Raw genomic sequence first — 22,182 nt, 5'->3', positions numbered from 1 at the left:
CATGCGCCTTCGAACCTTCACCTCCGAGCGGGACAATCATCGCGCTGAAATCACCTTCATGCGCATTGCCGTCGGCGGACTCGTCCTGGCGCTGCTGGCCAATGCCGGCGCCTTGCTCGGAGTGGCCGGCTCGGAAAGAACCGTGCTGGTACCGCCGGAAGTTCAGAAGAGCTTCTGGGTCAGCGATCAGAAGGTTTCCGGGGATTACCTGCAGGAGATGGCGTACTGGTACGCCGGTCTCGCGCTCAACATCACGCCGCACGTCGCCGAGTACCAGAAGAACCTCTTCCTCAAATACACCGCGCCCAGCGAATACGGTCGTCTCCAGGCCGAGTTCGACGCCCGCACCGACTTCCTCCGCAAGAAAAACGCCTCGACGCAGTTTTCTGCGCAATCGGTGATGGCCAACGAGCCCGCCATGATAGTGGCCCTCGCCGGCGTCCTGATGACCTGGGTCGGGGACAAGAAAGCTTCCGAGAAGCAGACCACCTATGTGGTCGGCTTCCGTTACCGCAATGGGAGACTGCATGTATCCGAATTCAGGGAAACCAGCGATCGCGACCCGTTTGGCGCTGACGCTTCTTCTCGCTAGCGTCACCTCGCCGATTCTCGCCGGGCAGCTCCTGGAGGGGCGCCCGGACGATGGGCTGACCGCCACGGTATCGCGCAACGAACCGAACCTGATCCGCGTCGATGGCGGAAAGATTCGCCGTATCCACGGCGTCGAAGGCGAGTTCGCCGTCAGTGGCGACCGGGAAACCGGCGCCGCCTACCTCAAACCGACGACCGAGCAGGCGCAGTTCAGCGTCTTCGTCGCCGACGATGCCGGCCGTCACTGGAAGCTGCTGCTCCATACCGCCGACATCCCGGCAGAAACGCTGGTCATTCGCGATCGCAGTCAGGCACGCAGCGAGGGCAAAGCCATTCTGGCCGACGACTCCCGCGTCGGCGCGATCCGCCGCGTGATGCTCGCTTTGGCGCGCGATGCCGAACCCGAAGACATGACCGCCCGAAACACGCTGGAGATCGTCCCCCTCTGGAACGAAGCCCGCCTGATCCTGGTAAGAACGTTGGACGGCGCCTTGTTCGGAGAGAAGTACCAGCTGATCAACGTTTCGTCGGCGCGGATGGTGATCGACGACCGCGAGCTGTATCGACAGTGGTCGAGGGGCTGACCGGGGAAGATCCCGTTCAGTATGTGCAGGACACGCTGGCCGGGAAGAAGAAGCGTTGAGCCAAACCTCGAACGCCGCAGCGAAAACCGCATCGGCACCACGCCTACATGCCCATATGACGGAATGCTAGGGTGATCGGATCGGGTTCCTGCCCCTGACAACCGCTCCTTCCTCTCGGAAAACGGACAACAAAGCACGCTAAGGCAGACGTTCTCGAAACTCGCCCTTCGGCGGCGACTAGATCGAGAACGATTTCCGAGAGCTCATCAGCCGGTGCACCAGCCATGAACCACCAAGCGCGCCGGCCAGCAAGGCCAGGGCCACGCGCAGATCGTTGAGCGCCGCCGGTGCAACAAGCAGCAGAACGCCCAGTCCTAGCATCATGCTGCCGGAAAGCAGTTTGAGGAATCGTCCTTCCCTCTCGGACATCTTGCGCGAGCCGAGGGTCCAGGTGAACACCAGGGTGATGATCATCAACGGCATCACATAGACCAGACTGTAGAGTCCGAGGTAGGCATAGTGCTGCCAGGGGGACAAGTCAGACAGGGTCAGCAGCCGCGTATAGACCATCGGGAATCCGGCGGTACACAGCAGCTCATAGGAATTCGCCGCCACCGCCAGGGCAACCGTGCCGAGCGTCAGCGCCGGCATGCTGTCCGCCCGCAGCAGTCCGCGCACGTGCTGGTAGAGCCTGGGCTTGGCGGCGTCGGAGATGCTCAGCGAGATCCCCTTCTTGAACCAGAAATAGTCCTTGATGTTGATCAGTGCGATGATTATCGCCAGCACCCCTGCGACCGTAGTAACGGCAGCGATCTCGCCCAGCCAGCGGAAAGCGTTCAGCCAGGCGGCCATGAACACGAAGTAGATCAGGCCCGAGAAGGAGAGGAAGACGGTGCCGATGAATAGCATGCGTCGGCGGCTGCCCGCATGGACGAGCAGCGACAGCAGGAACAGGAGCACAAAGAAGGCGCAGGGATTAAAAGCATCAAGTCCGGCGATGATCAGGGTGAAAACCGGCAACGACAGCTGCTCGGCCGTCACCCTGCCGAGCAACGGGAGATCGACACTCGGCGCCTGCGCCATTGCCGCAGCAGGATCGAGCGCTACCGGCATGCCCGTTTCGCGACACAAGCGCAGTCCCTCTTCCAGCGCGCGCCCGGTTCCTTCAGGCCGGTCGAAACCGACGGCCATGCCGCCGCAGAAGATAAAGGCTGGAACGCTACTCGCTTCTTGACTCAGAGCCTCCGCCATGGCGACATACGCCTTGGCCGCTTCCAGATCGCTGCTGATGTCACTACTGTGCACCAGCAACCAGGGATAGCGGGCTGACAGCGCCTCGACGAACGGAATCGCCGCCTGGCAATGCGGACAGCTGCGGGTCCAGAAGAAGTACAAATGTACCCGCCGTTCGCCGGCGGCGTCGTGGTCGATCCACAGCGGCGCGTCGGCAGCGGCTGGCGAGCAATAAACGGCGGCGACAGTGAACAGGAAGATCAGGCGTAAGACCCGAAGCAAGCCGGTGAGTCGTGTTGTCATCGCGTACCTTGCCGATAGTCAGCCGGCGTGGCTGGCTGAATGCCGCCTTGTCGTAGTTTGAGCTTCGACAGGCACGGCGGAAGCTTTCAGACTGCGCCTGTCATTCGCATCCCGCCCAGTCCCTTTCTTCTCTTCTTCTTCTCCGGCGCCGGTCGGTGCAGTGCCAGAACCGATGGCTCGTGGTCAGGCACTCACCAGGACAAGGTCTTGGTGTCGTCCTCGAACAAGGCGTTACCAATCAGCTCCGGGCTGCCGATCTTGAAGCCCGGCAACAAGTCCGATGCTGCGACGTCGAATTGCTGCATGCAATAGTGGCATATCAATACCGTCGCACCCTTGCTCATCAGTTCGGCGAGCGCCTTTTGATGATCTGCATGCTTCTCCGTGTACTTCCTGGACGCGAGAAGGATGCCGCTCTCGTTCAGCCAAATCGTCAACGAGTGTCCTCTGGCGCGTTGAAGCTCGGCAAAATGCAGAACGTGGCCAACCCGCCGTGTCGCATCGCTCGATAAAGCGATGAACAAGGGATCCTTATCACCGGCGAAGACTGGGTTCGATAAACCGGAAACGATCAGCGCCAGGGCCATCAAGACAGTTTTGAAGAACTGCATACATACCTCCGTGGAAAGCGGGTGGAACGCTCGATCGTCGGAAATCACAACGAACGGCTATCCCAAGTATGCCCGGTCAGCGACCAATCGTCGTGTGGCATCTTGTCGCATCTCAGATCAGCAAGAGTGGCGCCCGACGTTCATGCGGGCCTGCGCTTGACGACGAGAGAAGTGGCCTCGACTCGCTTGGCACAATCACTCAGCTCAACAAACTGCCCACAAGGGCGGCACGCTGATGCGGTGCGTCGGCCGGCGGCCAAGCACTCGAGTCGCGGCAGCTCGCACTTCCCCGACAGGGTATCGGCGGCCATCGACGACCATACGGGGACAGACTCAACACTCGTGTCACCAGCCCCATTGGAGAGAATCCCTCGTCCGCTACCGACCCTAAGCGGTCTCATGAAATATAGAAGCTATCCGGCCGCTTGATGCTCAATTGCCGCCGTCCGGCCGAGACTTCTGCACCAATAAATTGATCAATAGATTCCGGCGCTGTTTCGGTTGCCCGGCGAGACAAGGCCGAAGAAACTGATCCCATATTAGATAATTCGACCCTGGCCCCTTTCTTCGCTTCAGATAATTCGACCCTGGCCCCTTTCTTCGCTTCTGCCTTTCTTCGCTTCGACCCTGGCCCCTTTCCTTTTCTTTCTTGTTCTTTTCTCTTTTCTTCTCTTTCTTTTCTCCGGGGCGGATGTCGAAAAATTTTACAGAGGACGCCAAGATGAAATTGAAATATCTGATGTGGTCAAGTGCCTGAATAGATGTAATTGTCTGTTCTGCTGTGAATTTTGCCTTAAGCTTCACTGCGATCGTTTATCCGGGGCACGTGAAATCCGTCACATCGTTCAAGCGAAGGGGAAAAACATCCGGTGCAGTAGCTTTGGGGGGCGTGGCGGAGGCCGCTTCCCGCTGTTACCAGGACTCGCGCAGCTGCATGACCCATTGAGTAGGTTTAAAGCGACAAAAAATAATGAATCGCAAGATGACAATCAAAAAGCTCAGCGCGACGCTGGGGGGGCTGTTCCTGATGCTTGCCACGACGGGGGCGCAGGCCATAAGCTTGGATGCCCTGTTCGCAGCAGGCACAATTCAGGTCAACGACAAGTTGTTCAGTGATTGGCAGCTGAAAGATCTTGTCGACTCCTCCGACGCGCCGTCCATAGACTTGACTCGGATTGAGGTGACCGGTATTTCTGGCAACCTGCTGAACCCGGGCCTGAATTTTGCGATTGGTGGCGGAGGCGTGCAAGCGGGGGGGCAAGCGGGGGATTTTGACGTCGCGATTCTGCGGTTTGAGTTCAAGGTCACCGTCCTTGACCCGAGAATGCGGATCAAGGACAGCGAACTGAGCATCTCCGGCGGGTGGGTCGCGAGTCCAGATACCTTACTCGGTATCGAAGAGACCGTGTGCAGCAGCGCGAATTGCGAACCGGCAGTTCCGGACGAAATCGCGTGGCAACGGGTCTGGGTTGACGCATTGCTCAATGAATTCAAGGAGCAGGACGTCCGGAACTTCGCCCCGCAGCAGGAAATGTGGGTGGATCAATTTGTCTACGTATCGAGCTGGGACGGCGGTCCGGCCGCGATCACCAATTTCCAGAAGTTCTTCTCTCAGGAGGTTCCTGAGCCAGCGACCCTGGCCATGATCGCCCTGGGTTTGATCGGTGTGGGCTTCGGCCGTAGGCGCTTGGGCTAGCCTGCCAAAGGAAAAGGCGATTTCTGTCAAAGGACAGCCCATCTTGCTTGTTTTTTGGCTCGCCTTCCGTGTTGCAACAACTGTTACACAGCTCGATTACGCGCCGCCCGTCGCGCCTTGAAGGCGACCGAAAATCCGGCGCAATCTGGTACGCTCTTTTCCGGCAATCGCCTTAATGTGAAAGTCGCGCACGCGACTCACGAAACTCCCCTCGCGGGAGAAGGGTCAGGGGTGAGGCGGGGAATTCAGGGAGCATGCTCCCTGCCCGGCGAACGATTCCGGCGTGCAAGCCGGAATGCGCACTGCAAGCGAGAGGGGGACGGTCATGGCTTTCATCATCAGGGGTGTCTCGACATGTCATGACCGTTAGTTACCGTCACCGCTATGGCAGCGTCCTCGGTGAAGGCAAGCGTGCGAACTGAAGAAACTGCTTGGTGACCCATTTGGCGAAGAATTCTGTTAATTCAGGCAGTAGTTCACGGATTACTCTGGCCGCTTCGCTACAATCTTCGCGGTCGCTGTAAATCCTTGCGCGCGACCATGGCCCGCTCGCCGCGGGGGCGCTTCCGGCGACGAATGCGCGCAGCACGGCCAAGTTTGATGAAGAATTCCTGGGAGAACCGAGAGATGGCACAAGAAAAACCTGAAACCCCTGCAGCACCGGTCAAGGCTCCGGCAGAAGCGGTCGAAACGCGAGCTGCGACAGCCGGGGAGCAGCAGATCCGGATGAATACGGCGTCGGTGAAGAGCAGCTATTGCAATATGGTGAACGTGACCACGACGCGCGAGGAAGTGGTGATGAACTTCGGGGTCAACGAGAGCTGGGACCGGGGCGCTGCCGAGTACGACGTCAGGCTGGAGCATCGCATTGTGATGAGTCCTTTCGCCGCCAAGCGCCTGGCGCTGATGCTTGGCAAGCTGGTCAGCGAATACGAGGGTCGCTACGGCGAGTTGAACCAGGGCAACTAGGAAGCCGGTATGATGGCCGGCGGCGCCTGCTGCCGGCAACGCTTCGCCTCCGGCGATGGCTGTTGCCGGCAGCAGGCCTGGCTTCCCTCTTTCCATTGTCGCGCCGGTTTGGAGGCCACTACTTGTCTTCCAGTTTCCATTCTTCCAGCGGGCCGCAGACAGGCCTAGGCCTGTCTGCGGGCCCTGGCGATCATGCCAGGCGAGCGCACGACGATGAGCTCTGGGGAGCTTTTGCGGCAGCGCAGACGTCGACCGAATTCTGTACTAGCTGGCTGTCGCTGCAATGCCTGCAGGTCGCCGACGTGCGTGCGGCCCTGTTGCTGCTCGAACAAGGCAGCGGTACTTTCGTTCCGGCCGCCGTCTGGCCGTCCGAGCAGACCGACGTCACCTACCTCGCGCCGGCCGCTCAGCAGTGCCTGAGCGAGCGGCGCGGGGTGCTACTGCCCGGCCAGGCCGGTGCAATGGTGGTCGTCGCCTATCCCGTGGAACTCGAAGGGCAGGTGCACGGGGCGGTCGTGCTCGATGTCGCCGAGCGCTCGGACGCTGCCCTGCAACTGGTGCTCCGGCAACTGCACTGGGGAATCGGCTGGATCGAAACGCTCTTCCTGCGCCGCCAGAATGGTGACGACGCGCAGGCCTTGCAGCGCGCGCGCGTGGCCCTCGACGTTCTCGGCGTGGCCGCCGAGCAGGCCCGCCTCGACCCCATGGCGATGGCGGTGGTCAATGATCTTGCTAGCCGCTTCGACTGCGACCGGGTTTCCCTCGGCGTCGACCGGGGAGGGCGGGCGCGTTTGCTGGCCATGTCACATTCGGCTTTCTTCGAGAAGAAAAGCCAGTTCGTCACCGCTCTCGAAAACGCCATGGACGAGGCCCTCGATCAGCGGCGCAGCGTGGTTTTTCCGGCCGCCGCGGAAAGCCACGGCGGCATCGCCATTGCTCACCGCGATTTTGCTGCCACGCGCGCGGTGTGCTCGGTGGTCCTCAGCAGCCGCGGCATCGGCGTTGGCGTACTGACTTTCGAGCGCAATCAGGGGACGCCTTTCAGCGCCGAGGAAACGCGGGTTTTCGAAGCGGTGAGCGCTTTGCTCGGGCCCTTGCTGGAGAGCCGGGTCGATCAGCATCGCTGGTTTGCCGGTCGCCTGGTCGACAAACTGCGCGGCTGGTGGCTGCATCTCAAGGATCACCGTCGCCCCGGGTTTCGTGTCGGGCTGGCCGCAGCACTGCTCCTCTTGCTGAGTGTTTTCCTGCTCGACGGCGACTATCGAGTCAGCGCCAAGGCGGTTGTCGAAGGTGAGGTGCAGCGCGCGGCAGTGGCCCCCTTCGATGGTTTCCTGCGCGAGGCGCCGGTGCGCGCCGGCTTTGTCGTCAAGGAGGGACAGCTGCTGGCGACGCTCGACGATCGCGACCTGCGCGTCGAGCGCCAGCGCTGGCTTTCCGAGCGCGAGCAGCACCAGGGGCGCTACCGCGAAGCGTTGGCCAAGCACGAGAGAGCCACTGCCAATGTCTCGCTGGCGCAAATGCAGGAAGCCAACTCGCAACTGGCGCTGGTCGACGAGAAACTGGCGCGCGCCAACATCGTCGCCCCCTTCGACGGCATCGTCGTCTCCGGCGATCTCAGCCAGCTGCTCGGTTCGCCAGTCGAGCAGGGCAAGCTGCTGTTCGAGCTGGCGCCGCTCGATGCCTACCGGGTGATCCTGAAAGTCGAGGACCGCGATATTCGCGATGTGCGCGTCGGCCAGTCGGGCAAGCTGGTGCTCACCGGCCTGACCGGCGAAGCCCTGGCTTTCGAAGTGCGCAACGTCTCGATGGCCGAGGCTGAAGAGGGCAAGAACACTTTCCGCGTCGAAGCGCAGCTCGATCGCAGCGACCTCAAGCTGCGCCCGGGCATGGAAGGGGTCGGCAAAATCAGTGTCGGCGAGCAGAGCTATGCCTGGATCTGGACGCATCGACTGAGCGACTGGTTGCGCATGCAGGCCTGGATCTGGTTGCCCTAGGCGGCTGAGAGCATGGCCGCCCCTTTTCTCAGTGCCTCCTGGTATCGCGTCGCCGGCCTGCGCCCCGAGCTGCGCGCGCATGCGCGCATCCATCGCCAGCGCTTTCGCGGCCAGCCGTGGTACGTGCTGCACGATAGTGCTTCCGGCAAGCTGCATCGTTTCAGCCCCGCCGCCTACCGCGTGATCCAGCTGATGGACGGGCAGCGAACGATCGACGAGATGTGGACCGAAGTGGCCGCAGAAGCCGGCGAAGATGCGCCAACGCAGGACGAAGTGATCCGCCTGCTGGCGCAACTGCACGTCGGCGACCTGCTGCAGGCCGACCTGCCTCCGGATGTCGATGAGCTGGCCGAGCGCGGCAGCAAGCAGAAGCGTCAGAAGCTGCTGCAAAGCTTCATCAACCCGATGTCGATCCGCATCCCCCTGTGGGATCCGGACGCTTTCCTGGACCGTAGCTGGCCGCTGGTGCGGCCGATTTTCAGTCTCTTCGGCGTTCTGCTGTGGTTGCTGCTGGTGCTGCCGGCGATCGTTCTTGCCGGCGTGAACTGGCATGAGCTGACCGCCAACCTCAGCGATCAGGTGCTCTCGGCGCACAATCTCTTTCTGCTCTGGCTGGTTTATCCGCTGATCAAGGCGCTGCACGAGCTGGGTCACGCCTACGCCGTCAAGTCGGGCGACGGCGAGGTGCATGAGATGGGCATCATGCTGCTCGTCCTGGCGCCGATTCCCTACGTCGACGCGACCGCCTCGGGCGCTTTTCGCAACAAATGGCGGCGGGCGATGGTCGGCGCCGCCGGGATGCTGGTCGAACTGTTCCTGGCGGCGATCGCCATGGCGGTGTGGGTGCTGGTCGAGCCCGGGCTGGTGCGCTCGATCGCCTTCAACGTGCTCTTCGTGGCCGGTGCCTCGACGCTGCTCTTCAACGGCAACCCCTTGTTGCGTTACGACGGCTATTACGTTCTCGCCGATCTGATCGAGATCGCCAATCTCGGCAACCGCTCGAATCAATACTGGCAATGGCTCGCCAAGCGCTACCTCTTTGGCATCACGAGCGTCGAGCGACCACCGGCGTCGGTCGGCGAGCGGCGCTGGTTTCTGTTCTATGGGGCGGCGTCTTTCGTCTACCGGACGCTGGTGATGATCGTCATCACCCTGTTCATTGCCGGGGAGTTCTTCTTTGTCGGGGTGGTGCTGGCGCTCTGGGCAGCGACGACGATGTTCGTGCTACCGATCGGCAAAGGTCTCAACTATGTGATCTCCAGCCCCGAGCTGCAGCGCCACCGCACGCGAGCCCGCCTGGTCACTTTCGGTTCGCTGGCCGTCTTTGTGCTCTTTGTGCTCTCGGTGCCGATGCCTTTGCGCACTCACGCCGAGGGCGTTGTCTGGGTTCCCGAGAATGCCGAAGTGCGTGCCGCTGCCGATGGTTTTGTCGAGCAGCTGCTGGTGCAGCCAGAAGAGCGTGTCGAGGTCGGCGAGGTGTTGCTGGTGACCGCCAAGCCGACGCTTGCTGCCGAGGTTGAGCAGGCGCGGGCGCGGGTACGCCAGCTCCAGGTGCAGTACACCACGCAGATGTTCGACGAGCGCACGCAGGCGGCGGCGACCAACGAGGATCTGCGCCGCGAAAGAAGTGCTCTGGCGCGCGCCGAAGAGAAACTCGATTCACTGCTGGTGGTCGCCGCCGTATCCGGCGCCCTCAAGCTGGCGCGGTCGCAGGACCTGCCGCAGCGCTTCGTGAAAAAAGGCGAGCTGCTCGGCTACATCGTCGACGGGCCGCCGCGGCTGGTGCGTGTGGTCGTCAGCCAGGATGACATCGCGCTGGTTCGCGAGGCGCGCGACGAGGTGCAGGTAAAAATCACCGACCGCGTCGAGAAGACCTATAGCGCGCGCCTGATTCGCGAAGTGCCGGGTGGGCACGATGAGTTGCCCAGCAAGGCGCTGTCGCTCGAAGGCGGCGGCCAGCACGGCACTGATCCGCGCGACCCGAACGGCCTCAAATCGCTGCAGCGCCTGTTTCAGTTCGACCTCGAGTTGCCGCCGGAGGTGGGAGCGCTACACATCGGTACGCGTGTCTACGTGCGATTCCACCACCGCGCCGAGCCGCTGGCCGAGCAGTGGGGGCGCCGGCTGCGACAGCTCTTTCTTTCGCGTTTCAATGTCTAGGGCGCTGCTCGATCGCTGGCAGGTGCATGAGTTAGCACCCGGCTTGTACGCCGAACGTCGCGACCTCAAGGACGGTCGCCTCGACCGCTTCATCGGGCGCCTGCTGGGACGCAGCGCGCAGCTGGGCTCGCCCTTGCGGCGGCACGATCTGCAGCGCTTTGCCGCGCGCGTGCAGGTGCTGGAGGAGGGCTTGCTGGCCACCGACGACGACGGCCTGCGCAGCCGGGCAGGCGCCGTGCGCACGCTTCTGGCGGTCGAAGGTCTTGCCGAGGCGCCGGTCGCCGAGTGCTTTGCGCTGGTGCGCGAAGTCTGTTCGCGGCAGCTTGGTCTGCGCCACTACCCGGTGCAGTTGATGGGCGGTTACGCCATGCTGGCCGGCGCGCTGGCCGAAATGCAGACCGGCGAAGGCAAAACGCTGACCGCCGTTCTCCCGGCGGTGACTGTGGCCCTTGCCGGCGCGCCAGTGCATGTGATTACCGTCAATCCCTATCTGGCGGCTCGCGATGCCGAGTATCTGGCGCCGGTCTACCAATTCTTCGGCTTGCGTGTCGGCCTGATCGTCCCCGACCAGGAGAGCGCAGAGCGTACCGCGGCCTACGCCGCCGACGTCACCTACTGCGTGAACAAGGATCTGGTTTTCGACTATCTGCGCGACCGCATTACGCAGAAGCGCGTGCGCGCCGGTCCGCGGGCGCTGCTCGACGGCTGGCTGGCCGGACCGCGCGCGCCGGCTCAGGTGCGCAGCAGCGTCTTGCTGCGTGGTCTCTATTTCGCGATCGTCGACGAAGCCGATAGTGTTCTGATTGACGAGGCGCGAACGCCGCTGATCATTTCCAGCGACATCGACGACCCGAACGGGCGCGCCCTCTACGAGCAGGCGCTGGCGCTGGCCGCCAGCCTGAAAAAGAAGGGCCATTACCTGCTCCGCCCGAAGGAACGCAGCATCGAGCTGACCGACGCCGGTCGCGCGGCGGTCGGTGATTTCGCCTGCGGGCTGTCCGGCCTGTGGCGCATCCCGCGGGCGCGCGAGGAACTGGTCGAACAGGGCCTGTCGGCGCTCCATCTTTTTCAACTCGACCGGCATTACATCATCGCCGACGACAAGGTGCAGATCGTCGACGAGTACACCGGCCGGGTAATGGCCGACCGCTCGTGGGAGCGTGGCCTGCACCAGATGATCGAGGTCAAGGAAGCTCTGGCGATCAGTAAACGACGCGACACCATCTCGCGGATCACTTATCAGCGCTTCTTTCGCCGCTACCTGTGCCTCGCCGGGATGAGCGGCACGGCCACCGAAGTGGCGCCGGAAATGCGCTCGGTGTATGCCATGGACGTGCTGCGCATTCCGCCGAATCGACCGGTCGTGCGCCGCGACCTTGGGCACCGGGTGTTCCTCGATAGCGATGCTCGCTGGGCCGCGGTGGTGCAGCGTGCGGCCGAAATAGGGGCCGCGGGACGGGCGGTGCTGATCGGCACGCGTTCGGTAGCCGCTTCCGAGTTGGCCAGCCTGTGTCTGAGCGCGGCAGGACTGGCGCACGAAGTGCTCAACGCGCGCCAGGACCAGCGTGAGGCGGAGATCATCGCCGACGCCGGTCAGCCGGGGCGGATCACCGTGGCCACCAACATGGCCGGGCGCGGCACGGACATCCTGCTCAGCCCGGAAGTTCGCCAGGCCGGCGGCCTGCACGTCATTCTTTCCGAATACCACGATTCGGCACGCATCGATCGGCAGCTCTTCGGCCGTGCCGGTCGGCAGGGAGATCCCGGATCATGCGAAGCGATCGTCTCGCTTGATGACGAATTGTTTCTCGCCCATGCTGCAGCGTGGCTCGGCTGGCTGCGCGCGCAGGTTTCAGATGCCGGGCTACTACCGGCACCGCTCGCGCGCCTGCTGCGCCGGTCCGCACAAGCAGCAGCCGAGCGGCAGAATTCGCGGATTCGGCGGCAGACCGTTGAAATGGACAAACGCGTCGAGCAGTCTCTGGCGTTTGCTGGAAGAGGAGAGTAGAAAAATGCGCAGTCGAGGAAAGCGGGTGAGGAGGGGCGTCGGGAGTGCCGTCTGGAGCCGGATCGGCGGCGCCGTGCTGCTGGCGCTCTTGGCGTCGGGCAGCGGGCTGGCAGCCGAGTTCGACTGCATCATCGAGCCGAGCAAGAGCGTGGAGGTGCGGGCGGCGAGCGAGGGCCTGATCGAGAAGATCTGGGTGGATCGCGGCGACATGGTCAAGAAGGGCCAGGTCCTGGTGACCCTGGATGCCGGCGTCGAACGTGCCGCGACCGAGGCCGCACTTTATCGTTCGACGATGAAGGGTCGCATCCGCACGGGCGAAAGCCGCGTCGCGTTTTCGACGACCAAGTACAAGCGTCGCGAGGAGCTGGCGAAGCAGGCCTTCATCTCGCTGCACGACCGCGACGAAGCCTTGACCGAAAAGCAGCTCGCCGAATCCGAGTTGCTCGAAGCCAAGGACGACCGTCGCCTGTCGGAGCTTGAATATCGCCGCCTGTCCGAGCAACTGCGTCTGCGCACCATCGAGAGCCCGGTGGACGGCGTCGTCGTCGATCGCCTGCTCAGCGCCGGCGAACTCGCCGACAATCGCGACCTGCGCAAGCCGATCCTCAGACTGGCGGCCATCGGCACGCTGTACGTCGAGGTGCTGATGCCGATCGACGCCTTCGACCAACTCAGCGCCGGCCAGAAAGTCGAGGTCCTCCCCGAAGCGCCGATCGGCGGACGCTACATGGCGACCCTGCAGGTCATCGACCGCGTCTTCGACGCCGCCAGCGGAACTTTCGGAGTGCGCCTCGAACTGCCCAATCCGGATTTCAAACTGCCGGCCGGAATCAAGTGCAAGGCCAGCTTCCCGGCCATCGGAGGTTCTGCCAGCACCTCGGCGCCGCCCGCGCCGCGTGCGGCAGGCAAACCCGTGCCGGCGCGTACGGGAAAAGCGATGTAGGCTGAGGCGGTTCGCCGGTGAGCCACTTCGCAGCGCGGCAGGTGGACACTACTGAGACTTGCCAGGTGAAGCTCATGAACGTCAATGCCAATCGTCTCGCCGTGCCCGGGCACGACGAGATCATGTCTTGACTTTTGCCTAACGGTCATGACAATCGAGACGCCCCGGATGATGAAAGTCATGACCGTTTTCCCCTCTTTCCCGACCCTTCTCCCGCGATGGGAGAAGGGAGGTTTGTGAGTCGCTTGCGCGACTTTCACATTAAGGCATGGGGCCAGACCCAACTGAGACGGACTGGAGGGCGACAGCTCGGCCCCGTGCCGTCCGGTCAGCAGTCTCGGCATCATCGAAAACCAGGCGCGAAGAGGTACAGGGCAGGGCATCAGCTCGGTCACTGCCCAAAAAACTTACCCATGTGGGCGTCATGGCGAACTATACTCAGGCTGTTGCCTTTCCACTGCCCACACTGGCGTCGATGCCGAGAGCGGACTGGTGCACACCGTCGTCGGAACAGCGGCGAACGAGGCGGACGTGATGCAGACCGAGCATCTGCTGCACGGCGAAGAAAAGAATATCTTTCTGGATGCGGGCTATATCGGCGCCGACAAGCGCGAAGAGCTGAAGGACCGCGACGTCAACTGGCAGATCGCCATGAAGCGCGGCAAGCTCAAGGCGGTCTCGGAAGAGAGCGGGTTTGGTCAGTTTCTGCGCAAACTGGAATCCCTGACAGCCAGTATTTGATCCAAAGTCGAGCACCCTTTCCACATCGTGAAGAACCTCTTCCATTACAAGAAGGTGCGCTACAAGGGGCTGGAAAAGAACACGGCTCAACTGTACACGCTGTTCGCCCTGGCCAACCTGATTGCGAAGCGAAAGCTATTGGCCCTCAACAGCCAAGTTGCGTTCTGAATAGGACGAAAGGCGCGGGAATGGGCCGAAAAGGGTAGAAAACCGCGAAATTTTGGGCAGCTTGACAAAAAGTCGCGGTGGGATGCAAAGAAATCCGATGCCGAGCGGTTAGGTAACGCATCGGCAGCTAATTGATCAGCGGTTCCCTAAGTATACCGAGCCGACTCCTCTTTTTGAGCGAAAAGACATGAGCAATTACTTTGGTCTCACCCCCCAGTTGCTTAGCCTTGACTGGGGCACCTCAAGTCTTCGTGCTTTTTTGATGCGCGAGAGCAATGTTATTGAAACTCGGCAATCCGGGCATGGCATCCAGCACCTTCCGTCATCAGGAACTGCCGGCTACGAGCAGGCCTTTGCTGAAATCGCCGGTGACTGGGTCGCGCAATGGCCGCAATTGCCTATCGTCGCCTGTGGCATGGTCGGTAGCGCCCAAGGCTGGAAGGAAGCACCCTATGTGCGCTGCCCGGCTAACATGCAGCTCCTCGCGAGCAAGAGCATTACGGTGCAAAGCGGGCTGGGGCCGGATATTCTGATTGCCCCCGGCGTTCTGTTCGACGTACCGGATGCATTGCCGGACGTAATGCGCGGAGAAGAAATTCAGATTGCCGGCGCCTTGCTGACCAACCCGCAATGGGCGATCCGATCCTGCATGCTGCTACCGGGGACCCATTCGAAGTGGGCGCAGATCGAAAACGGCCGGATTGTCCGCTACTCCACCTATCTGACCGGTGAGCTATTCGCCGTTCTGAGCAAGCACTCCATCCTGGGCCGCTTGATGCCCGCAGAGGGTGATAGTAAATCGGAATCCGATCCAGCTGCGTTCGAACTAGGGCTGGCCACCGCACGACGCAGCGGCCCTGGAGATTTGTCGCGACAGATTTTCGGGACGCGCACGCTGGGATTGGCCGGTCGATTGCCGCTGGCTTCTCTAGCCGAATATCTCTCCGGCCTGTTGATCGGTCATGAACTTGTTTCTGGAATGGCCGGCGCTGGCGATTTAACTTCAGTTCCACTGGTCATGATCGGCGCACCGTCGCTCTGTCAGCGCTATGTGCACTCCCTGAAGTACATGGGTCAGTCCGCTGATGCCGTGCTCGACAATACCGCCCCGGCCGGATTATGGAATCTCGCAATGGCGTCGGGGCGGATTGCTTAGGGCAATGCCCTGAAATCTAATAGGGAATCGAAAATGTCGACTAATTCTGTCGCTGAACGTTTTGCTTCAGCCAACTCAAAACTGCCACTGGTCGCCATTCTGCGGGGCCTCAAGCCGGAGGAGTCGGAAGGTATTGCGCTGAAACTCTACGAAGCAGGCTTCCGCCTGATCGAAGTGCCGCTCAACTCACCCGATCCTTTCGCCAGCATCGCCACGATTCGCCGTGCCTTGCCCCTTGATGCGCTGGTCGGTGCCGGCACCATGATGACGATCGAGAACGTTCAGCAACTCAAGGCCTGCGGTGGCGAACTGGTAGTCATGCCGCATGCGGATACCGCGGTGATTCGTGCGGCCAAAGACGCGGGACTGATCTGTGCGCCAGGTGTAGCTACCCCAACCGAGTCCTTTGCAGCGCTGGCGGCGGGTGCCGATGCGCTAAAGATTTTTCCGGCGGAACTGGTCACACCAGCAATTCTTAGGGCGATCCGTGTTGTGCTACCCAAGGGGACGCGCCTATTGCCCGTCGGCGGCATCACGCCGGAGAACATGCAGCCGTATTTTAGTGCCGGGGCGACAGGCTTCGGCTTGGGATCAGCGCTTTATAAACCAGGCATGACAGCGGACAAGGTCGCGGCTGCGGCTTGGAAGTTTACTACCACCTGGCAGAATATGGTTCGATGATTGTCGCTATGCTCGTTGGAGATCATCAAACCTCAGCAAAGCAAGAAAATTCTGCCGCTTGATAATTTCGTTGAACTAAACCGCTACCGCGGTGTTGGGGAATCCCGCCGCCGCGTTGCCGTTTCTGAGGCGCCTTCATCCTGAGAAAGCGCAACTGCTTTTGCTGATGGTCATTGATGCGATCTTCGTCATTGGGAATGTTCCCGATCCTGACGAGGAGAACGAGGAGAACGAGATGACTGAATTACGCCAGCGGATGAACGACGCCATGTTGTTGCGCGGCCTTGCCGACTGCACGTGCGAATCGTATATCGCGCGAAGCGCCGACGGGGTCAGGTCTTGGTTGCGGCTTGGCAATGTTGTGTAGTTTAGCGGGTGGAACTCCCGCCTTGGTAGCCGCTAGCCACGGGCCAGGTATCGAGCCTTGCAGGTGTGGCGGTAACGGCACGCTTGATGCGTAGGCGCGAAAGCAGGCGAGGTGCAATGGACCGGCTGATACCCGGCCGTGAAGGTGAAGGAGTCCCGAAATGACCGCATTGGAAAGGGCCGATGGCTTCAAGACGCCAGCAGGCTACAGTAGCGACGACGCCTTGGCGAGTCGTCGCTACCCACCCGGGATCGTTGAGCCGTATCGAGTTTGACATAGCCACTGCACAGTAACCAGGGAGACCCAAGCGTCGGCGCCGGGAAAGAACAGGCGCCCCCTCCGACAAGCCTGAACAGCGAGGAAGAGGGCGGTGGCGATTGGGAGTCGGAGGTGCCCGTAGTAGCGATGAACGCGGGTAATGCGGCGGAAGCGAAGGGGCAGCGGTTTGGGATAACGAACAGGGGAGACATGCCCCGACACCGAGCGGACTCTGCGCCTGACCACAGAACTTGCTCGTTTCACGCAATGGGCGAGGACGGCACCGAAAAAGTGCTACACCTCGTTGATGCGCCCACCAGGCGCTCAAACGGCTGGGCTGGGGGAAATTGTCACCTGGAAGGCCACGCAATGGATAGTCGAGGCCGACATCAAAGGATTCTTCAAGCACGTCTCACACGACTGGCTGCTGCAATTCCTGGCGCAGCGGATCGGAGATCCGCAGTTGTTGCGCCTTGTTCGGCGGTTCTTCAAGGCCGGTGTATTGGCAGAGGGCGTCTATCACGCGAGCGAGGAAGGCACACCGCAAGGTGGCCTCGTATCGCCCGTGCTGGCCAACATCTAGCTGCACTATGTGCTGGATCTGTGGTTCGCAAAGCGCTTTGCGCGGGCCTGCGAAGGTCGGGCGTCTCTGGTGCGCTATGCGGATGACTTCGTGGCCTGTTTTCGCCATGAAAGCGATGCGAGGCGCTTCCGGGAAGCTCTGGTGGAGCGGCTGGGGCAGTTCGGCCTTGAAGTTGCGCCGACGAAAACCGCCCTCTTATGTTTCGGTAGTCAGGCGGCCCACCGACGCCAAGTGGATGGCCTTGAACAAGCGGCCACTTTCAATTTCTTGGGGTTCACACACGACGTCGGGCGCAGCCGGCGCGGAAAATTCGTGCTTGCTCGCAAGACGCAGCGGGAGCGCATGGCCAAGAAACTGAAAGCTTTTGGTGATCGACTCAAGCAGCTTCGTACCCGCGGCGGTCGCGTCATGATGCTCTACGCTTGCCAGCATCTGCGAGGGCATCTGGCGTACTACGCGGTGAGCGGCAACAGTCGCAGCCTGCGTCGGTATTTCTACGCCGCCAGTCGCGTGCTCTTCAAGTGGCTGAACCGGCGAAGCCAGCGCCGCCGTTTCTCGTGGCAACGCTTCGGTCCGGTGTTGCGCGACTGCTTGCCGCCGATCCGAATCCGGCATCAACTCTATCCAGCCTATGGCGAATGACCCAAACTGGGAGCCGGAGGGTGTAACGCACCAAGTCCGGTTCTGCGAGGGCGGCGGGACGTACCGTCAGGGATTCCCGCCGCTACTCTCCACTTTTGCCCAAGGCACAAGGCACGGGGAAAGACCTGACCCCAAAAAATGCGTGACCCCAAAAAATGCGCGCCGCGCGATCGTGCTGAGCCTGTTGCTCGCTCGCGCGGCTGCTCAGTCGCCGCGCAGCTTTCGCGACAGATTGAAAAGCCTCCACTTCATCGGCCCGATGGCTTCGGGCGAGGTCGCACCGTACAAGCGCGAATCGCTGACGGCCGCCGTCCGGTGAAAGAGCGTCGCCTGATAGTCGGGATTGGCGAGCATGCGCTCGAAAGCGCCGCGGCTCGGATACTGCATGATCAGCAGCTCGTCCCAGCGCTCTTCGTCGGGTCCGATCAGGTTGGCGGCCAGCGCACCCCGCCACATCGGCACGCCGCCGACCGCGTTCACCAGCGGAATGGCGAGTTCGGTGTAGCGTTCGTACGCCTGTTTGCCGGTCAGCTTCTCGCTGACCGTTCCCGGTGGATAATCGGCCCATTCCTTGTAGAGCAGCAGGTTGATCAGCGCGAACGGCTGACCATCGGGTAGCGCGGCCAATTCGTCCATCGCGCCTGCGTTCATGCTCCGGCATCAGCGGTTGAGCGTTGCGGCCGGAATCCGTACGAATTCCGGTCGGCGGTGGTTTCAGCAATCGGTTCCAGCGCCAGCAGATGGAGCGCTTGCATGGCGCGGCATTTCATGACCGGGATGCCGAGCGGCCTCGTCTTGCCATTTTTCTTCGGAATCCATACTCTCCGAAGCGGAAGCGGCGAATAACCCCGTCGCTTCAACGACGCCATCGCGTTGATCTTTGCCTCCGGTGTCTTCCAGATGACTTTATCGACACCGGGGGTGTTCTTGCCTTTATTTTCAGTCACGCGCTTGACGGCTAATGCCTTGCCGCTGAACGAGTGGGTCAGCAGCCACTGGAGGGCTTTCGCCTGATTGTGTCTGCCGGCCTGTGTTGCCTTCACGATACGCGTTTGCAGCCTTCTTACGAAACGTTGAACCTTTACCCAATCGATACTGGGCCACGTCACGTCGAAGGGTGCACACGCCCGTGTTTCTGCGCTCATCTGCTTTCCCTCCGTTCAGATCGTTATTCAAACTCTCTCGTGAAGAGAGACCAAGAGGAAGTCTGCCCGCTTTCGCGTGGGGTCATGTTTCAACCCCTATCCACCCCATTACAGAGCAGCGTTCGCTTTTTCCTCAATCCTATGCCCGCACAGCCATAAGCAGACTTTGCAGTCAGCTGTCCCCGAAGGGAGCAATACGGGGTTTCCACGTTCCACTTGCAAAAGTACATCGGGTTAGGTGCCTGCTGTGGACCGGAAGGCTTATGGGTCACGAGGACGTACTATCCAGACGTCACTCCCACCTTCATTACCTTTTGGTTCAAGCGTAGTAGCCACTTCCGCTTGCTATAAATGACGATCCTTAACGCAGATTCAAATATTTTCACCGTACCAATTATCTAGCACTATTCCAGCTGTGGCTGCCAGAGGGATATGCCTCTCACGATTTATATCCCGCACCTTGCGGCGCTTCGTTACGTTGTCAGAGTCGCTCTTTATTCAGACTCCTAGATTCACCGAGTGACATCGGTGGTTCCCTTCATTTGCAAGTTGGAACAACTTCTTACAAGCGACTTCGTGTCGCAGGCGCATCGATAGCCGGCAAAGCCGGCGGAAGAGCGACAAAGCCACCCGATGGTTTCGGAAGAGAGAAACCGACAGCGCGTGTGCTCAATGTGCGCCAGGCGTTGCATGAACTCGGCGACCGACTCGATCACCGCCGCCTGGGGTGGCGGCACGTCGAGCGCGGCACGTGCCGCAGCCAACGCAAGCTTCCTCCTGGGCGCGGACGACAGCAAGCCGTAGTGCCGGATACGCTTGTGACACACATGCGAGTTCAGGTCTTGACGTTTTCCCAGGGCACGGGAAAAACTTGACCCCATGACCCATGCTGCCCGGCCAAGCTCGCTCGGCCCAACTCAAGCTTGTTCAGGCCAGGTATCGAAAGGCTGTTTTTCAAGTCGCATGGCCCCATCATGACCTCTGTATAGGTTGATCCAGGCGCGCCAGTTTTCATCGTCGACCTGCGGGTAATCCAGCCGGAAATGGCTGCACCGGCTTTCGGTGCGCATCAGCGATGCCCGCAGTTTCATTTCGGCGCTGATGATCATGTTGCGGGTCTCGAAGGCCAGCCGGAGCTCGTGCATGTTGGCCGCGCGCAGCATCGGGGCATGATGGTCGCGCAGCTCCTCGACATAGGCCAGGGCGGCCTGCATCATCGGGGCTTTCTTGATGTAGAGGACGAAGTTCGGGATCATCACGCCTTGCAAGGTTTGCGTGACCCAGGCCGGGCCATAGCCCGCTTTGCGCCGCAGGGGGGCGAGGATTTCGTTCTGGATCTCGGCGATCCGCGCCTCGGAAATCGATGGGGCTTTGACCGATCGGGCATATTCCGCGGCCGCTTCGCCCGCGATGGCGCCCTGAACGGCGGAGCCCGCGAGCGACGAACCGATCTGGGTATAGATGCCGCCCGCCATGTGGCTGCCGAGCGCGTCGCCCGCAGCGTAGAGCCCCGGAATGCTGGACGCGCACCGGTCGTCTACCGGCACCAGCCCTTCGGACTTGTGGATCGCCATGCCCGCCGAGGCGCCACCAACATTCGCACTGGCAGCAAATCCGGGCGGCGGCCCGCCGGGTGCGCCACCTTTGCCCGGAGGCGGCCCACCCGGTGGTCCGTTATCTCGGCCAGGCGGTCCGCCCGCGGGTGGGCCGCCGCGCTGGAACTCTTTGGGCACATAAGGCCCGCCGACGACCTCTTTCGGCGGCGGCGGTGAGCCCGGCCCGCCTTCGACCGGGTTCCCCATCACATAGGCACGGTAGTTGATGTCCATGCCCAGATCGTGATGCACCTCGACGCCATTGGTCGACGGGATCCGATCGAACATGTCGCCCCAGTTGTCGTAGCAGGCGGCGGGGTGGAGGCTGCGGGTGGCGTGGCCGTCGTTCCATTCCTTGCCGGTCACCTTGGCGCCGATCTGGTAGGCCATCACCGTGCCATCGTGGGTGAGGTCGCAGACGGGGAAGCCACTGGGCTTGAAGCCACCTGCTCCGGTACACAGGATCACCGACCTGGCACGAATGGTGACCGTCTCTTCGGCGTCGAGCCGGAAACCGGCGGCTCCGGCGATCCGACCGTCCTCCTTGATGAGATGCGTGAGGACCACCCGTTCGAGCAGGGGAATCTTGCGCTCGGCGATGGGCCGCATGAAGGGCCGGTTGGCGAGCGTCTGATCGAAGTAGCCCCATTCGCGCAATTCGCGCGCGCGATCCAGCGAATGCTCGGCCAGCTGGCGCGTGTAGACCGGGTTGTTCGTGCCGAGGGCCGAACGCGAGACGGCGGCGACGAAATCGTCGATGGATCCGGATTCGGAAGCAGGGTCAAAAACGAAGAAGCCCTTGGCGAAGGGCGTCAGGCCGGAAGAGCCCAGTCGTCCCTTCGAGACAATCATGCAGCGCGCGCCTGCGTCGTGCGCCTTCACGGCGGCGAATAGGCCCGCCATCCCGCCGCCGATCACCAGCACATCGGTGGAATGGTCGGTATTGGTGACGGCGTCCACGGCGATTTCGACGTGGTTGTCTGCCCAGGCGCTCAGCCCAAGTGCGGCCAGCCCGGCGGTCGCGCCGGAGAGCGCCAGGAACTCGCGTCGGGTCGGGGAGAAGCGGTCATTCGGCGCGCTCATGTCGAAACTCCTTCTGAAATGGGAGGGCTGAGCGGCTTTTCCGGTGGCACGCCCCAGTAGAGTCTGGCCAGCAATGCGCAAGCGATCAGCGCCAGCGTGACGAAGAAGGCGGACATGGCAATGTCGGTGTGGCGGCCGAGTTCGATCGAGTGGCAGATGGCGAAGGCGGTGAAGGTGACCGCGAGCCCGCCATGGAAATGTCGCCAGCCGCGATAGCTGTGGGTGAACCGGGGTATGAGTCGATTGCGAAAGTACGCGGTCACGCCCAGCACCAGCAGCAAGAGCCACGCGGCCAGGCCGAGCAGGATGCCGAGGCTGTCGAAGGTGGTGAGCATGGTGACGAGGGCGTCCCATGGCTTAACCCCCGCTTCGAAATGGCGCGGCAGGACGACCAGGACCGGATGCAGCAGCATTACCGCGACCGCGGAATAGGCGATGTATTTGTGGACCTTCTGAATCTGCGACGGCTCGAACAGGCTCGGCAAGGTCTCGTTGCTGCGCGCCAGAAAGTACTGGCCAAGCATCATCGAGAACGCCAACAGCGTCAGGATCGAGATCGACTCTTTCAGGAGCGACCGGCGCGGGGCATCGCCAAGGGCGTAGAACAACAGCGGCAGGCCGATGAAGACAGCCAGTGCGGCGCTGATCGCGCAGGTTCTTGCAGTGAGTTT

At 61.7% G+C, this 22,182-nt stretch carries 17 protein-coding genes and 4 pseudogenes; 14 read left to right on the top strand and 7 right to left on the bottom strand.

Annotated elements, in window-relative coordinates; genetic code table 11:
- Position 1: 1 nt before the first annotated feature.
- Together traE and V5B40_RS04610 are read left to right on the top strand one after the other, a co-directional pair.
- Positions 2-592 carry a type IV conjugative transfer system protein TraE gene (traE, locus tag V5B40_RS04615; RefSeq protein ID WP_332353430.1) on the top strand — a complete coding sequence of 197 codons (591 nt, stop codon included), beginning with the start codon at positions 2-4 and terminating at the stop codon, positions 590-592.
- The gene (locus V5B40_RS04610; protein WP_332353429.1) at positions 528-1,175 is read left to right on the top strand and encodes a TraK domain-containing protein; all 648 of its coding nucleotides are present in this window, start codon (positions 528-530) and stop codon (positions 1,173-1,175) included. Before traE ends, V5B40_RS04610 begins: the two co-directional genes overlap by 65 nt.
- Before the next feature lie 237 nt (positions 1,176-1,412).
- On the opposite strand, the gene V5B40_RS04605 is transcribed toward V5B40_RS04610, so the two are convergent.
- Positions 1,413-2,711: a TlpA family protein disulfide reductase gene (locus V5B40_RS04605; RefSeq protein WP_332353428.1), complete on the bottom strand. Its 1,299-nt coding sequence runs from the start codon at positions 2,709-2,711 to the stop codon at positions 1,413-1,415.
- A 191-nt stretch (positions 2,712-2,902) separates the two neighbouring features.
- On the bottom strand, positions 2,903-3,322 hold the full coding sequence (locus V5B40_RS04600) for a DsrE family protein (protein WP_332353427.1): 420 nt from the start codon (positions 3,320-3,322) through the stop codon (positions 2,903-2,905).
- Between the two features lie 982 nt (positions 3,323-4,304).
- Here V5B40_RS04600 and V5B40_RS04595 point away from each other — a divergent pair.
- The 12 genes and pseudogenes from V5B40_RS04595 (at position 4,305) to V5B40_RS04540 (ending at position 17,688) form a co-directional block, all read left to right on the top strand.
- Entirely contained in the window at positions 4,305-5,018 is a 714-nt protein-coding gene (locus V5B40_RS04595; RefSeq protein ID WP_332353426.1) for a PEP-CTERM sorting domain-containing protein, read from the top strand.
- Positions 5,019-5,645: 627 nt separating this feature from the next.
- Positions 5,646-5,987 (top strand): DUF3467 domain-containing protein, encoded by a 342-nt coding sequence (locus V5B40_RS04590; RefSeq protein WP_332353425.1) that lies wholly within the window; start codon positions 5,646-5,648, stop codon positions 5,985-5,987.
- A gap of 122 nt (positions 5,988-6,109) precedes the next feature.
- On the top strand, positions 6,110-7,981 hold the full coding sequence (locus V5B40_RS04585) for an efflux RND transporter periplasmic adaptor subunit (protein WP_332353424.1): 1,872 nt from the start codon (positions 6,110-6,112) through the stop codon (positions 7,979-7,981).
- A gap of 12 nt (positions 7,982-7,993) precedes the next feature.
- On the top strand, positions 7,994-10,141 hold the full coding sequence (locus V5B40_RS04580; protein ID WP_332353423.1) for a PqqD family peptide modification chaperone: 2,148 nt from the start codon (positions 7,994-7,996) through the stop codon (positions 10,139-10,141).
- Positions 10,134-12,149: a preprotein translocase subunit SecA gene (locus V5B40_RS04575; protein WP_332353422.1), complete on the top strand. Its 2,016-nt coding sequence runs from the start codon at positions 10,134-10,136 to the stop codon at positions 12,147-12,149. Before V5B40_RS04580 ends, V5B40_RS04575 begins: the two co-directional genes overlap by 8 nt.
- A gap of 4 nt (positions 12,150-12,153) precedes the next feature.
- On the top strand, positions 12,154-13,092 hold the full coding sequence (locus V5B40_RS04570) for an efflux RND transporter periplasmic adaptor subunit (RefSeq protein WP_332353421.1): 939 nt from the start codon (positions 12,154-12,156) through the stop codon (positions 13,090-13,092).
- Positions 13,093-13,551: 459 nt separating this feature from the next.
- Positions 13,552-14,001: pseudogene (locus V5B40_RS04565) on the top strand (transposase); the annotation flags it as partial.
- Positions 14,002-14,188: 187 nt separating this feature from the next.
- Positions 14,189-15,157: a 2-dehydro-3-deoxygalactonokinase gene (locus tag V5B40_RS04560; RefSeq protein ID WP_332353420.1), complete on the top strand. Its 969-nt coding sequence runs from the start codon at positions 14,189-14,191 to the stop codon at positions 15,155-15,157.
- 33 nt (positions 15,158-15,190) lie between these two features.
- Positions 15,191-15,838, top strand: coding sequence for a 2-dehydro-3-deoxy-6-phosphogalactonate aldolase (locus tag V5B40_RS04555; protein WP_332353419.1), 648 nt, complete (start codon positions 15,191-15,193; stop codon positions 15,836-15,838).
- Positions 15,839-15,929: 91 nt separating this feature from the next.
- Positions 15,930-16,205, top strand: coding sequence for a hypothetical protein (locus V5B40_RS04550; protein WP_332353418.1), 276 nt, complete (start codon positions 15,930-15,932; stop codon positions 16,203-16,205).
- A 565-nt stretch (positions 16,206-16,770) separates the two neighbouring features.
- Positions 16,771-17,313, top strand: a pseudogene (locus V5B40_RS04545) (reverse transcriptase domain-containing protein); the annotation flags it as partial.
- Between the two features lie 45 nt (positions 17,314-17,358).
- Positions 17,359-17,688 (top strand): hypothetical protein, encoded by a 330-nt coding sequence (locus V5B40_RS04540; protein ID WP_332353726.1) that lies wholly within the window; start codon positions 17,359-17,361, stop codon positions 17,686-17,688.
- A 204-nt stretch (positions 17,689-17,892) separates the two neighbouring features.
- On the opposite strand, the gene V5B40_RS04535 is transcribed toward V5B40_RS04540, so the two are convergent.
- The 5 genes and pseudogenes from V5B40_RS04535 to V5B40_RS04520 form a co-directional block, all read right to left on the bottom strand.
- On the bottom strand, positions 17,893-18,339 hold the full coding sequence (locus V5B40_RS04535) for a DUF1330 domain-containing protein (RefSeq protein WP_332353417.1): 447 nt from the start codon (positions 18,337-18,339) through the stop codon (positions 17,893-17,895).
- Positions 18,339-18,833 (bottom strand): annotated as a pseudogene (locus V5B40_RS04530) (reverse transcriptase N-terminal domain-containing protein); the annotation flags it as partial. The pseudogene V5B40_RS04530 and the gene V5B40_RS04535, both read right to left, overlap by 1 nt.
- Positions 18,834-19,489: 656 nt before the next feature.
- Positions 19,490-19,651, bottom strand: a pseudogene (locus V5B40_RS25130) (IS91 family transposase); the annotation flags it as partial.
- 99 nt (positions 19,652-19,750) lie between these two features.
- Complete coding sequence (locus V5B40_RS04525) at positions 19,751-21,511, bottom strand: FAD-binding protein (protein ID WP_332353416.1); 1,761 nt, start codon at positions 21,509-21,511, stop codon at positions 19,751-19,753.
- A complete protein-coding gene (locus V5B40_RS04520; protein WP_332353415.1) occupies positions 21,508-22,119 on the bottom strand; it encodes a ferric reductase-like transmembrane domain-containing protein in 612 nt (203 codons plus the stop codon). The genes V5B40_RS04525 and V5B40_RS04520 overlap by 4 nt, the downstream gene beginning before the upstream one ends.
- Positions 22,120-22,182: the final 63 nt, after the last annotated feature.

It is taken from the genome of Candidatus Accumulibacter meliphilus (genome assembly GCF_036625345.1).
GTDB lineage: Bacteria > Pseudomonadota > Gammaproteobacteria > Burkholderiales > Rhodocyclaceae > Accumulibacter > Accumulibacter meliphilus.
This window is presented reverse-complemented; position numbering and strand designations above follow the sequence as displayed.

Bases quoted from the DNA above. Each gene is read 5' to 3' on its own strand.
- V5B40_RS04555 (WP_332353419.1), top strand. From the start codon at position 15,191: ATGTCGACTAATTCTGTCGCTGAACGTTTTGCTTCAGCCAACTCAAAA.
- V5B40_RS04610 (WP_332353429.1), top strand. From the start codon at position 528: ATGTATCCGAATTCAGGGAAACCAGCGATCGCGACCCGTTTGGCGCTG.
- V5B40_RS04605 (WP_332353428.1), bottom strand. From the start codon at position 2,711: ATGACAACACGACTCACCGGCTTGCTTCGGGTCTTACGCCTGATCTTC.
- V5B40_RS04535 (WP_332353417.1), bottom strand. From the start codon at position 18,339: ATGAACGCAGGCGCGATGGACGAATTGGCCGCGCTACCCGATGGTCAG.
- V5B40_RS04590 (WP_332353425.1), top strand. From the start codon at position 5,646: ATGGCACAAGAAAAACCTGAAACCCCTGCAGCACCGGTCAAGGCTCCG.
- V5B40_RS04600 (WP_332353427.1), bottom strand. From the start codon at position 3,322: ATGCAGTTCTTCAAAACTGTCTTGATGGCCCTGGCGCTGATCGTTTCC.
- V5B40_RS04575 (WP_332353422.1), top strand. From the start codon at position 10,134: ATGTCTAGGGCGCTGCTCGATCGCTGGCAGGTGCATGAGTTAGCACCC.
- V5B40_RS04560 (WP_332353420.1), top strand. From the start codon at position 14,189: ATGAGCAATTACTTTGGTCTCACCCCCCAGTTGCTTAGCCTTGACTGG.
- V5B40_RS04570 (WP_332353421.1), top strand. From the start codon at position 12,154: ATGCGCAGTCGAGGAAAGCGGGTGAGGAGGGGCGTCGGGAGTGCCGTC.
- V5B40_RS04580 (WP_332353423.1), top strand. From the start codon at position 7,994: ATGGCCGCCCCTTTTCTCAGTGCCTCCTGGTATCGCGTCGCCGGCCTG.
- traE (WP_332353430.1), top strand. From the start codon at position 2: ATGCGCCTTCGAACCTTCACCTCCGAGCGGGACAATCATCGCGCTGAA.
- V5B40_RS04525 (WP_332353416.1), bottom strand. From the start codon at position 21,511: ATGAGCGCGCCGAATGACCGCTTCTCCCCGACCCGACGCGAGTTCCTG.
- V5B40_RS04595 (WP_332353426.1), top strand. From the start codon at position 4,305: ATGACAATCAAAAAGCTCAGCGCGACGCTGGGGGGGCTGTTCCTGATG.